This window comes from Erwinia sp. V71, assembly GCF_965644245.1.
In the GTDB taxonomy this organism is placed as follows: Bacteria; Pseudomonadota; Gammaproteobacteria; order Enterobacterales; family Enterobacteriaceae; genus Erwinia.
The window spans coordinates 40,800-53,090 of the sequence record NZ_CBFFRK010000021.1 but is presented as its reverse complement, the minus strand read 5'-3'; the positions used below and the strand labels follow the sequence as shown (position 1 = coordinate 53,090).

Genomic DNA, 12,291 nt, shown 5'->3' with positions numbered 1-12,291 from the left:
GGATTCAGGCAACCGTCTGTGGTGTTTGCAGAGCTAAGATTGGCGGCTTAGCGTTGCACTTCGGAGTTGAATCCGCCGTTATCATTAACACATAATGATAACTACCTTTTCCCGATAAAATATCACTCACCTATAGCCACGGAATGAACTTCCTTCATCAACTTCTGTACGCCAGATCCCGATAGCCTTTCTGCAGATGCCGATGAATATGTTATATAGAGTTTACTCCCACTCCCGTTTTTTTCAATTTCCACATCTAAATGATCGTTATCATTCCAGTCAGAGCCCATTTTATAATAGCTACCAGGTATTGCCTCCCAAACTGGATGTGCATCATCTTCAGCGGCCGCTTTCCATGCCCCGTCATTAGAGCTATTCCGTAAACTATCCAGCTCCTGACTTGACATAAACTTGTAATGTCTTTTTATTCTGGCAGCAGCAGTATTTACATCGACAGCTACAGTATGATTTTTAGACTTGGATTCTTTTTTTAATGACTGAGGTAAATGCATTGGTGTCGTAACATCAGTTGATGGGTTAGAGTTTCCCCTCAAAGAGTTCATTATACCTGAAGCACCATCACTGATTTTCTTATTTGTATCTGCTATTTCCTGCATGCTACAGGCTGTGACAAGAGCAGGAATTATTAAAATGGCGGTAAAACTCCTCACGTTTTATATCCTCTAAATATATTTACTCAAAAAGTGGACAATGAAAAAGTTCGCCTGACTTATTCTCCGTGTAACAGACTGTAAACCCTGCCGTATAGAGTTTGTAATGTCAATGGTGCGGTTTCGAGCAAATATTAAAAAAGAGATTATCCTAATCTAACAATAAGATCACAAAAAGCTTCGTCAATACTGTAAATTTCCACACGCGGTGTTAGTAGCTGCAAATTGTAAGTGTTTAAGCAGCCAAGATTGTGGGCCCGAACTAATAAGAGCCTGTTCAACCTTTTCAGCATCCTGCTCCAGTATGGCTTTCTCATCGGGGTGAGCGGGGCCTTTTCGAAGTAACACCGTATGGAGGCTTTGCTCTCCAGTATCAGCCCGCGCGCGCTGTCTTTCAGCAGATTAAAATCACAGCCAATACAGGACATGCGCTGCTCCAGAAAGGATTGGTGCAGTATGAATCCCCTAAATCATAGGGCGCCGCAGGTCCGGTGAGACCTGCAGCGTCAGGATCATGGTCATCCGTTCTCAGGTATTTCGATGCGCATACCACGCTGGGTGAGCTTCAGAGCTAGGCACCGCATTGCGGCCAGGCGAGCCATGCTATGCACCTCCACATTTCGCCCAACATTCCACTTTTTTCTAGTCCCTAGTCGTCGTAAAAATGATTGTGCTAGGTCATTCCCTATCGGATGTCGATGCCTCATACTTCCATACGGCTGCTAGCACAACCCAGTGTGGCCCAGGCTCAATGGACGATTGCTGTACTTGATCTGAATGAGTGGCCTGAGAAACACTTGTTGCAGGAGGCACTAGAGCTATCTCAAAACCACGCAAAGCCAATTTTCTGGCAAGATCTCTAACCCACTGATATGCATCAATAGCCTTGCAGTAACGGAAATTCCGGTGGTCTCGGTGTAGAGCCGCCGCCTACATCCCTTCAAGCCCTCAACCACACCAAAGCATCATGGAACCAAGGTCGTCGACCGCCTGCGCACGTACCCACTGGCCGGTACTTCAGTGATCTGTACAGAAATATCCACCTTTTGTTGCTGCAAAACAGGCTCGAAAATATCAGAAAGCACATCCAGCAGCGTACCGCTGATCGCCCGCCGCTGCTCATCATCTCCGGCCTTTCCGGACACGGTCGAAACATTCAGGTGGATGAATTCCTGAGGTTCATCGCAGTCACCAATGAAGTAGTCGTCGTACCGAATAAGTCGTGTCTTGACCAAGTCCAGCCGCAATCCGGAAACCTCGACGAGCGCCTGATGAAGCCGCTGGATCGCTTCCCTGGCGTTAATGTTGTCACCGACTCCTGCGGTGTATTCAAGATAAACATGTGGCATGTGCAGATCCTCTGACTCAAGCTAAAACCGACCGGCAATCGCCAGTCGGTGAATGAGCCTGTCAACGGGTTGGGATAATAGGGAACTTGGGATGCTCCATGGGCATGTCGAGTGTTAATCCGAGCGGGTCAGTACGGTGGTTGGACGCTCCCGTATAACGAGCTGAAACTGGCAGCCAGAGCGTCGAATACACCCAGCGCGGCGTGTTGGAACTATTGGCCGGTGCTGCGTGGATGACGTTCATGTCGTGTACGGTGGCATCACCTGCCTTGAGTGAAATGGGCGGCGACATTTCGTACTCATCCAGTACCCACGGGTGCTCGTCGATCAAGGTCACGTCATCACGACGGTTAAAATATCGCCCCAGCATACTCGCACGATGACTACGACTGAGAAACTGCATGGTACCCATCTCAGGCGTGAGATCCACCAACGCAATCCAGATGTTCAAGGCACCTTGCCGATCCAGAGGGTGATGGGGAAAGTCCTGGTGCCAGGGCGTGTCTCCACCCGCCTCGGATTCCGGGTTCTTGGCGAACACATGGTCGGAATAAAAGCGCACACCTTCCCCCACCAGTTGTGAAGCAATACTGGCCAGTCGGGGAGAGTGGCTGAGCGCCTTTATCTGCGGGCAAGTGCTGGAGACTTCATCCCAGCGCGCATACCAGCGGTAGGCATTCTCAATCTGTTTGCCCGGGTCGTTACGGTCTACTGTGCGTGCGACCTCACCCATCCTTGTCCTGGCCTCATTCAGCAACATCTGTACTGTTTCAGCCGAAATAACGTTTTCCAGCTTCATCCATCCGTTAGCCCTAAAATCCAGAATTTGCTGGGAGTTTAGTTGGAAAGGTGTGTAGCCTGGATTTGACTCAGTTTTCATGACGGTTTGCATGTTCAACCTCCATCGTTTTCAGGGTTTTTGAGCATTGCTTCACGTAGCCGATTTCACGGCCAATGGTTGCTTGCGCAGCAACACGAGCGTCAAAGCCCAGCCCACCGCCAACAGCAACGAGGACAGGACGATAACCTGGGCGAATCCGCGGCCAAACTGGGAGGCGTCGGCCACGCTGATAAACAAGCTGAAAATCGCCACCCCGATCAGGCCGCCGACCTGGCGCGAGGCATTAACGATTGCCGAGGCAACTCCGGACTTGTCACTGCTGACGTGGTTGACCGCTGTCGCAGTCAGCGTGGGAACGGTCAGCGATATACCGAAGCCGATAACAAACATCTGCACGGCAATGTCTGCGTAGGGTGCACCATCTACAAATGGCCACAGCGAAACCACGCCCAGCAATGCAATGGCCAGTCCCAACGCCAGCAGGCGTCGCTCGCGCAGTTTGGGTAACCACCTGGCCGCCAACTGATTGCCGAAGAACAGGACGCCCGTCATCGGTAGGAATGCCAGACCGGTGCTGATCACCGAGTAATGATTGACCTGCTGTAAAAAGATACTGAAGACGAATATCAGTCCGTAAAACACAAAATTCACGATGACCCCCAAGATCGAGGCCAGGCTGAACGCCGCATTGTTGAAGACCGAGAGAGGCACCATAGGACGCGCGGTGCGCGACTCGACCCAGATAAAACCAATCAGCCCGAGCACAAAACACAGTGAGTGGATAATCACTCGCAGGTCAACGCCCCCCTCCCGGCCCAATTCAATGACCGTGTAGGTCAGGTTGGCCAGGGTGAACAACGCCAGGATCTGCCCCCAGAGATCGAACCCTCCTTTGTGATTGGGTGCAATACGGGGTGTATTGACCATGCATAGCACGATCCCAATCAGGCCGATGGGCAGGTTGATGAAAAAAATACTGCGCCAGCCGAACACGCCGATCAGCAGTCCACCAACAACCGGCCCGGCAGCTAGCGCGATTCCGGCAACCCCAGCCCAGAGAGCAATAGCCTTGCTGCGTTCGGCGGGTACTTCATAGGCAATACGCACCAGGGCCAGAGACGTCGGTACCAACAGCGCAGCGCCAATGCCTTGCAGTGACCGAAAGCCGATCAGAATGGGTAATGTATGAGCCAGGCCACAGCCTAGCGAGGCCAGGGTGAACACTGCATATCCCCACAAAAACACCGTTTTGTGCCCAAAGCGATCGCCTAATGCCCCACCGGTGAGCAGGAGCGAGGCGAAAAACAAGGTATAAGCGTTAACTATCCATTGCAATTGCAGCACGTCCGTGGCGAACTCGGCTTTGAATCTCTCCAGAGCCACATTGACTACGCTCACATCGAGCAACACCACCACGAAGCCCAGACAGGTGGCAAGAAGCGTCAATGTCTTGTTGTCGGAAGTATTCATTTTCAATTCCTTATTGGATGTTGAGCGCAGTGGGCAATGCGTCAAGTGCCGCCTCAACTTGTGACTTGAAGGCAAGCGCCGTCACTCGATCGACTTTCAGTGAGCTGAAGGCTAGCGCGGCATGCCACGTGCCGTTGAACTTGCCCAAGTGCAGGACGAATTCGTAGTTGCCGCCGGAGCGGTTGACCAGCGTGGAGAACTCAAGAACGCGCCCCCCGGGATGCGTCAAAAAGCGATCCAGCAACCCCGTGTTAGTGAAAGCCAGTGTCGGTCGCACCGTATCTTCTGCTACCGGCCTTTGGTTCGCGGGCTTGCCGGGTTTTGTGCCAAGCAGTGCCTTGTCCTGGGATACCACTCGCCCGTAGCGCTTAATACATCCGGGCAGGTCTAGCGGCTCGTCGCCAAATGTAGCTTCACGCACATCAATCATGCAGGCCTTGCTTAGTGGCTGACCGTGGCTGCCTGGATCACGCAGCGAATAAGCAGTGAACAAATCCACTGCCGGTACACTGGCATGCCGCAGATAGCTGTAAACCAGAACCCCCCCCCAGATAGTGTTGGCGGTGAAACCCGATGTCGCGCGTAAGTGATCGATGCGGTACGCGACATGCGCACTGACCTGCAACCTCACAAAGTCGGCATGGCTGGCTTTTCCCGTCTCTATCGGATACTCACGCCAATACCGCAGACGCAGGTGAAAGGCGCCCGGCTTCTGCTTATCTGAGTTCGACGGGCTCACGCCGAGATAACCGGCCAGGCTGTTAACCAGCCGGGCAGTGCTGTAGCCGTCAGAGATCGCGTGGTTACGCGTCAGGACAATGTGCGTCTGGTTCAGCTCAGGATCAGGAACGACCAGTGCGCGCCAGCACTCTTGATCGCCCAGCACCCGATTCAATTCAAGCCTGAGCAATATGTCGGGCTGCAGCGGCGGTTGAGCCGCGCAGGGCGAAGAATGGACTTGCTCTTCAATCTGCACAAACCCGTATTGTTCCCCCCCCACAGGAACGATCTTCTGTCGAAGAAAAGGATAGTCAGCGACCAACTGGCTAAACGCCTTCCTCGCCCGAAGGGCACTGACACAGCCTGGCACAGTCAGCAACGAAGTAACCTGGGTGTTACCGTTGCGGTGCAAAAAGTTCTGATGAAAACGTTGTTCAGTTTCATCCAGCAAACGATACGATTGCATGTCCAGCCTCCTGGCAGTGTCTATCGGTCAATGAACTGCATCATTCGCTGCTCATACCGCGCGCCGGCAACGGTCCACTGACCAAGCAGCGCCTCGATCGCATGCAATTGCTCGGCGGTGAGCTCGCAGCCATCGGAGGCAACGTTTTCTTCCAGGTACGCTACCCGCTTGGTGCCGGGGATCACCGCTAAATGCGGGCTGCGCGTCAGCAGCCAGGCCAGCGCGAGTTGCGCGGGCGTCATCCCCCAGGAGGCTGCGAGCGCTATGATCGACTCGGTCAGAAACGTATTGGCGGCAAAATTTTCTTCGCGAAAACGTGGATCCTGCTGACGGAAATCGTTGGCATCGTAGTGGCTTGCGCTGGCGGCTTTGCCAGTCAGAAAGCCCCGACCCAAGGGACAGAACGCCACATAGCCAATGCCCAGCCTTTCCAGAAGCGGCAAGATCTCTTGCTCAACATTGCGCTCCCACAACGAGTATTCACCCTGGATCACTGAAATTGGATGAGTGGTATGGGCTCGCTCAATGGTGCGTGCTCCCACTTCGCAAAGTCCCAGGTATTTCACCTTGCCTTGCTCGACAAAACGCGCCATCGCGCCCACCACCTCCTCAATGGGTATAGAGGGGTCAAGCCGATGCTGGTAAAGCACATCAATGTAGTCCGTCCCCAGCCGCTTCAACGATTCATCGACGACTTTCTGAAGATTGCTGACGGAGCTATCCACGCCAACGATCTGGTCGTCAACGATGCGGAAACCGAACTTGGTAGCGATCACTACCTCCTCACGCCGCCCGGCAAAAGCACGCTGTAAAAGCCGTTCATTGGTGAACGGTCCATACGCCTCGGCCGAATCGAAGAAGTCCACTCCCAGTTCTATTGCCCGATGCAGGGTACGCACTGATTCGGTGTCATCCGTAGCGCCATACCACTGACTCATCCCCATACAGCCCAGGCCTATACGGCCAACTCGCAACCCCTGCGTGCCCAGCGTGATCTTGGAAACCATCGAATCGCCCTCTTGTGATACAGATCGTTCTGCATGTTTTTCAAACTATCGACGCCACGTCAATATCTTTCATAAAAAAATTTACGTTATTTATCGATTCTTCACATAACTCAATCGTAAAAATAATTTAATTTAACCATATAAATCAATATTTTAAGCATAAATGGAAAGTCATTTTCTGACGTTTGATAAAACATCACTCCTGGATTCAGTCACTTCAAATAAATATTGACGCTTAAATTTCGATCCTATATAAGCCATAAAAGAGACATACCAGTCTCTCTCACCATTCCCTTCCACGAGATCGAGGACGAAAAGTATGGGAAAGTTGGACTCTTGGGTCGGTCATTGGCAGCACCGGGCGCCGACCTTCAAAGCGGAATGCGCCCAGGCGCTGGCGAGTTATCTGGAGAGGCTGGACAAACCCCTCAGGACACAGGAGGACGTGCTGGAGGACATCATTCATGTATGCAATAAGTCACTGTTATGGAAAGAAAATGGCTATTATGTCCACCACTGCAACGGCAGAATCACCCGCACTAACATTCCGGTCATGACCTATGACAGCTTCAGGGAAACCCTGATACGGGAAAGCCAGCAAAAAGGGGGAATACTCAGCTGCAGCCCGGTAGTGCGCTGGCTCAAGACCAGCGGTACTACCGGGCAGTCAAAGCGGATCCCCTATACGCTGCACTGGATCCGTCAGTATCGGGTCCCCGCCATCCAGGCGATGTGGGGATTCTTTGCCCATGACTACCCCACCCTCCTCGCCAACCCGTGGGCCACGCTGGATACCCAGACGGTACGTGACCCGAGCACCGAGTACGTTGAAGGACTGCCGTACCAGGCGATCAGCAACCGGAACCCCTTGGTAGGCAGTGGCGACTGGAATCCGCCCTGGTATGAGGCTCCCTGGTTCACACCATTTCTGGATGCCAGCCATGAACAGAAGATGTATGCACGACTGTTATGGACACTGGGCGAGGATGTAAGGTTGATCACTGCCATCAACCCCAGCACTCTGCTCTCACTGCACCATTGCCTGCTGGAAAACCGTGAACAACTGCTACGCGACTTACATAACGGTACTCTTGCCAGCGGTAGCATACGCGCTGCTAACCCTGCTGCCGCTCGCCGACTTGAGCCCATACTGGCTGCGGACAACGTTGCGCTGACGAATGTGTGGCCCGGACTGGAGCGCTACAGTTGCTGGACAACTGCATCGGCTAAGCTCTACAAACCCCAGTTGCAGCGAATTATGGGGCAGGCGAAAGTGCTGCCGTTCATGTCCTGCGGTACCGAAGGGGTAGTGACCCTGCCGGTGGATGATGATCAAGACAGCCAACCATTGGCAGTGAACCAGGCATTCTTCGAGTTCATTCCCGTGTCCGTCGACATAGATGCTGTGGTCCGCGACCAGCTGCAGCCGGAAACCCTTGCACTGGACCAACTGAAGGAAGGGGACGAATACCATCTGGTTATGTGGCAGGGCAATGGCATGGTCCGGATGTACACCGGTGACATCTATCGCGTGCATGGTTACTACCGTGGCGTACCGCGTCTCAGCTTCAGTCGGCGTAACGGCGTGATGCACTCGTTCACCGGCGAAAAAATTACCGAGACCCAATTGCACGAAGCAATACAGATGTGCGGCATCCCTAATGCCGGGCTGTATCTATGCGCCCCGATCTGGAAAGAGACACCTTACTATGCTGTCGCCATCGAGGCCGGAGGACTGCCCTGCGGTGAATCGGAGATGCTCAGCCAGCTGCTGGATAGTCATCTCCAGGCACTCAATATCGAGTATGAATCCAAACGCACCAGCAAGCGGCTGGGGCAAATAAGAGTCATCACTATCCCTGGCAACGCTATCTCCCTTGCCATCGAGAAGGAGAAAGCCGCCAGGAAAACACTTCAGATCAAGTACAAGCCGTTCCAACCAGACCTGTCCCTGCTGGGCATCCAGCATTTCTGACTTTGAGAGGTACTCATGAATATGCATATGTTTCAGCACAACATTGCTCGCGAGGTCCACTATCTGGCTCAGGCAAACCGCCGTATGGCTTTGCATGCCTGGCGGCCCATGCGGGTACAAGGCGCCATTCTGTATTTCCATGGGCTGCAAAGCCACGCGGGTTGGCTATGGTCAGTAGGTAATGCATTCGCCAACCTGGGGATCGCCTTCTATGCGCTGGATCGTGAAGGTTGCGGCATCAGCAGCGGCGAGAAACACGGGTTCCCGGATGTTCGTACGCTTCACGAGGATGCACGGGCTGCCATCGACCATATTCGCCGCGAAGTGCCCGACGATGTTCCGCTCTGCCTGTTCGGGCATTGCCTCGGTGGATCGGTACTTGCCGCCATTGCCAGTTGCTCCTACGGTCAGTTGCCCTACGACAATCTCGTCATCTGCTCAACCTGGCTGGGCAAAATGCATGACCGGCTCAGCGAACATGAGCGCGCGAGCATTGACCTGGACGACAGGCAAAGTCTGTGGGACGCCGGACTGAAGGCCGAGGATTTCACAGCCAATCCGCACCTGGCTGAGTTCATACGCAATGATGCGCTGGCCACCACTCACCTTCAGAATCGCGAACGCAAAAAACTGCTGGCACTGGAGAAGGCGTACCTGGCGGCCGATGCCCAACCGATAGACGCCCCCAGCCTGTTCATCTGCGCCGACAAAGATCCGCTTGTGGACGTGAGTTCCACAGTGCGTCATTTTCAGCGCCTGTGCATCAACGGCTCAACCCTGCTGGTCAATCAGGACAAGCATTACCTGTTCTTCACTCCGGCGATGGGCCTGGTCGTGCAGTTCACCGCAGATTTTGTCAAAGCCAACGGACACTATGCTTATGACGCTGCCTGAGATCTACCTCGTCCGCCAACCTATGACCACCCCGTTCACCCATGGCGCCCACCGACGACAAACCTCGGAAAGTGTTGTGCTGCGCTGGACACGTGGCGCTTTCACCGGAATCGGTGAGTGCGCTCCGCGTCGCTATGTGACCGCAGAAGATTGTGAATCCGTGCTGGCAGAACTGCGCAGTATTGATTTCGCGCGACTGGCGCAAGCCCTGGCCAGCGTTGACCCGATCGATCGTGGTCGTGCGCTCTATGAACAAGGCCTGCCATTCTTTCCCGACAAAGCCGTGGGTAACAATACACGTTGCCTGGTGGAGATGGCAGTGCTGGATACTCTGGCCCAGCAAGCTGAACTGCCTCTGTCCTCTTACCTGCTGCATATCACAGCGCCAGCCACGGCAACACGCCGCGTTCTGCCTGCCCAGGCTAACATCACCCAAGTACTCGACCTGTCTCAATCGGTGCAGGTCTTCTTTCAGCAACGCAAACCCTTACGTTCGCTGAAGCTCAAGCTGGAGGCCGACCTCCATGCCAATCGCCAGCGTCTGGAAAGCCTCAGGGCATTGGCGCCAACCCTGGAGCTGTATGTCGACCCGAACATGAGCTGGTCAGCCGATCAACTTCACAACAGCGCCCGGCAGTTACGGGATTTGGACGTAGCGCTGTTCGAGGAACCTTTACCTCGGGGAAGCCTGGAGGATTACCGCCAGGCCCGCCGCAAACTAGGTATTGCGATCATGCTCGATGAATCGGTCATCTCACCTTCCAGCCTGGCGCTGGCCTGGAAACTCCAGGCACTGGATGCGGTGAACCTGCGCATCGCCAAATGTGGTGGGTTACTTGCTACGACAAAGATGATTGAGCAATGCCATCACTGGGGGCTGCCGGTTTATCTGGGCGTGCAGGTGGCCGAAGTGGGCCCGCTGATTGCCGCGCACCGCGCATTACTGACGGCCTACGACGGTTTTCTGGCGGTGGAAGCCGGTCAGCACGACCGTTTTTTTGATAGCGACCTGATGGAGCCAATGCCCGCTATTGATCGACAGCACAATGCCATTCCTCTGCCTGTTCCCGCGCGACCAGGCCTTGGCTGCCAGCTGACGCCACACATATTGCCCTTCCAACAGGCCACCGAGGCAGTCAAACACCTCAAAGAGCCACTCAATTCGGAGCGTGCACAATGAAGTATTTTTCCGATTTGCTTGTCGACCTGCTGATCAACCAAGGCATTGAGTATGTTTGCTTCAACCCGGGCGCCTCATTCCGCGGCATTCATGACTCGCTGGTACATCATCCGGCCCCCGAAGTTCCGGCTATCCTGATGTGCTGCCACGAAGAAATCTCCGTGGCCATAGCACACGGGTATTACAAGGCCAGCGGCAAGCATATGGCGGTGCTGGTGCACGCCAACATCGGCTTGCAGCACGCAAGCATGGCCATCTTCAACGCCTGGTGCGATCGGGTTCCGCTGCTGGTACTGGGTGGCAACGGCCCCATTGACGCTGCGCTGCGCCGCCCCTGGATCGACTGGATCCATACATCACAGGGCATCGACAAATTGCTCTCCGGCTATACCAAATGGACGGACATGCCCATTTCCCAGGCCGCCACGTTGGAGTCGGTACAACGCGCGCTTAAACTTTGCGCCGCCGAGCCCCACGCGCCCTGCTACGTCGCCATCGACAGCGCGGTTCAGGAGGAGTCGCTGGCTGACGGGCTTTTACTGCCAGCCGGCCCGGTGCGCCCAGAACGCCTGCCGGCCCTGGACGACCAGCAACTGTCCGAGCTGGTCGAGCACCTGATGGCAGCGCGACATCCGGTCATCGCCGTAGACTACGCTGCGCTGAATGACAAACAGGCAGACCTGTTACTGGAAGTGGCCACAACCGCAAGTGCTGCTGTTATCTCCCGTAACGGACGTTTCAACGTGCCCAACACCCATCCACTGGTGTTCCAGGACCATGACGCGCACCTCATGGGCGAGTGCGACTTTCTGTTAGCACTGGAAGTCCAGGACCTCTATGGTCTGCTTGCCCATTCCGGGCAGACGCCCCATGCCGGACTATATATTGCGACCCTGGATACCCATTCCCTGCTGATCAGCAGTTGGGTGGCTGATAGCCAGAAACTGGTGTGCGCCGACTTGTCGCTGCATGCCAACGTAGTGGCCTCCATCCCCCGCATCGCACAGGCCGTGCACGCAGTAGCGGCGCTGCGTACCGCTACAGCACAGGCACAAGCAAGGGAACGCATCGAACGCATCGCAGCGCATAAACAGAAGCAGCGTCAGGCGTTACTGGCGCACGTTACACAACACGCCGACGGCCTGACCATTGCCCAGGCACTGATCGCCATTCACGAAGCCATCGGGCACCTCCGCTGGATACTAACCAATACCGGTAGCGTGACAATCGACACCCTGGTTCGCCAACTCTGGCCGATTGACCGCAGTGAAGCCTACATCGGCATGAGCGGCGGTGCCGGGCTTGGTTATGGTCTGGGTGCAGCCATCGGCGGCGCCCTTGCACACAAGGGCACCGGCAAACTGTGCATTAACCTGCAATCGGATGGCGACTTGCTCTATACCCCGAGCGCGCTCTGGACGCTGTCGGCCTACGACATCCCTCTACTGGTACTGGTCATCAACAACCGGCTATATCTCAACTCCAAGCAGCATGCCGAACGCATTGCCGACCTGCGCCAGCGGCCAACCGATCTGTCCAGCCTGGCCACCGGCTTCCATGACAACGAAGTAGACTTTGTTGCGCTGGCGAAAACCTTTGACCTCTATAGCCCCGGCAGTGCCGACACGCCAGCAGCCATTCAGGAAAAAATCATGGACTGCCTGGCTTATATGGAAACCCACGGCAAGCCTGCCTTGCTTGAAATCAAGACGCTCTAG

The 12,291-nt window shown here is 54.8% G+C and carries 10 protein-coding genes and 1 pseudogene; 4 read left to right on the top strand and 7 right to left on the bottom strand.

Annotated features, from left to right (window positions below; all coding sequences use genetic code 11):
• Positions 1-122: 122 nt before the first annotated feature.
• The 7 genes and pseudogenes from ACSZO1_RS07415 to ACSZO1_RS07385 form a co-directional block, all read right to left on the bottom strand.
• Complete coding sequence (locus ACSZO1_RS07415) at positions 123-671, bottom strand: hypothetical protein (RefSeq protein ID WP_437611032.1); 549 nt, start codon at positions 669-671, stop codon at positions 123-125.
• Positions 672-854: 183 nt separating this feature from the next.
• Positions 855-1,191: pseudogene (locus ACSZO1_RS07410) on the bottom strand (hypothetical protein); the annotation flags it as partial.
• Positions 1,192-1,636: 445 nt separating this feature from the next.
• Entirely contained in the window at positions 1,637-2,020 is a 384-nt protein-coding gene (locus ACSZO1_RS07405) for a 5-carboxymethyl-2-hydroxymuconate Delta-isomerase (RefSeq protein ID WP_437611030.1), read from the bottom strand.
• A gap of 61 nt (positions 2,021-2,081) precedes the next feature.
• Positions 2,082-2,912, bottom strand: a complete 831-nt coding sequence (locus ACSZO1_RS07400; protein WP_437611028.1) for a phytanoyl-CoA dioxygenase family protein — start codon at positions 2,910-2,912, stop codon at positions 2,082-2,084.
• A 39-nt stretch (positions 2,913-2,951) separates the two neighbouring features.
• Complete coding sequence (locus ACSZO1_RS07395) at positions 2,952-4,331, bottom strand: MFS transporter (RefSeq protein WP_347480372.1); 1,380 nt, start codon at positions 4,329-4,331, stop codon at positions 2,952-2,954.
• Positions 4,332-4,341: 10 nt separating this feature from the next.
• A complete protein-coding gene (locus ACSZO1_RS07390) occupies positions 4,342-5,517 on the bottom strand; it encodes a hypothetical protein (protein WP_437611026.1) in 1,176 nt (391 codons plus the stop codon).
• A gap of 20 nt (positions 5,518-5,537) precedes the next feature.
• Positions 5,538-6,524, bottom strand: coding sequence for an aldo/keto reductase (locus ACSZO1_RS07385; protein ID WP_437611024.1), 987 nt, complete (start codon positions 6,522-6,524; stop codon positions 5,538-5,540).
• Positions 6,525-6,843: 319 nt separating this feature from the next.
• Here ACSZO1_RS07385 and ACSZO1_RS07380 point away from each other — a divergent pair, with 319 nt between their 5' ends.
• From ACSZO1_RS07380 to ACSZO1_RS07365, 4 genes are read left to right on the top strand one after another with little or no spacing between them, the layout of a single operon-like run.
• A complete protein-coding gene (locus tag ACSZO1_RS07380) occupies positions 6,844-8,499 on the top strand; it encodes a GH3 family domain-containing protein (RefSeq protein WP_437611022.1) in 1,656 nt (551 codons plus the stop codon).
• Positions 8,500-8,526: 27 nt separating this feature from the next.
• A complete protein-coding gene (locus ACSZO1_RS07375) occupies positions 8,527-9,393 on the top strand; it encodes an alpha/beta hydrolase (RefSeq protein ID WP_437611019.1) in 867 nt (288 codons plus the stop codon).
• Positions 9,380-10,573 carry a mandelate racemase/muconate lactonizing enzyme family protein gene (locus tag ACSZO1_RS07370; RefSeq protein ID WP_437611017.1) on the top strand — a complete coding sequence of 398 codons (1,194 nt, stop codon included), beginning with the start codon at positions 9,380-9,382 and terminating at the stop codon, positions 10,571-10,573. Before ACSZO1_RS07375 ends, ACSZO1_RS07370 begins: the two co-directional genes overlap by 14 nt.
• Positions 10,570-12,291, top strand: a complete 1,722-nt coding sequence (locus ACSZO1_RS07365; protein ID WP_437611015.1) for a thiamine pyrophosphate-binding protein — start codon at positions 10,570-10,572, stop codon at positions 12,289-12,291. The genes ACSZO1_RS07370 and ACSZO1_RS07365 overlap by 4 nt, the downstream gene beginning before the upstream one ends.

Bases quoted from the DNA above. Each gene is read 5' to 3' on its own strand.
- ACSZO1_RS07405 (WP_437611030.1), bottom strand. From the start codon at position 2,020: ATGCCACATGTTTATCTTGAATACACCGCAGGAGTCGGTGACAACATT.
- ACSZO1_RS07400 (WP_437611028.1), bottom strand. From the start codon at position 2,912: ATGCAAACCGTCATGAAAACTGAGTCAAATCCAGGCTACACACCTTTC.
- ACSZO1_RS07395 (WP_347480372.1), bottom strand. From the start codon at position 4,331: ATGAATACTTCCGACAACAAGACATTGACGCTTCTTGCCACCTGTCTG.
- ACSZO1_RS07390 (WP_437611026.1), bottom strand. From the start codon at position 5,517: ATGCAATCGTATCGTTTGCTGGATGAAACTGAACAACGTTTTCATCAG.
- ACSZO1_RS07385 (WP_437611024.1), bottom strand. From the start codon at position 6,524: ATGGTTTCCAAGATCACGCTGGGCACGCAGGGGTTGCGAGTTGGCCGT.
- ACSZO1_RS07380 (WP_437611022.1), top strand. From the start codon at position 6,844: ATGGGAAAGTTGGACTCTTGGGTCGGTCATTGGCAGCACCGGGCGCCG.
- ACSZO1_RS07375 (WP_437611019.1), top strand. From the start codon at position 8,527: ATGTTTCAGCACAACATTGCTCGCGAGGTCCACTATCTGGCTCAGGCA.
- ACSZO1_RS07370 (WP_437611017.1), top strand. From the start codon at position 9,380: ATGACGCTGCCTGAGATCTACCTCGTCCGCCAACCTATGACCACCCCG.
- ACSZO1_RS07365 (WP_437611015.1), top strand. From the start codon at position 10,570: ATGAAGTATTTTTCCGATTTGCTTGTCGACCTGCTGATCAACCAAGGC.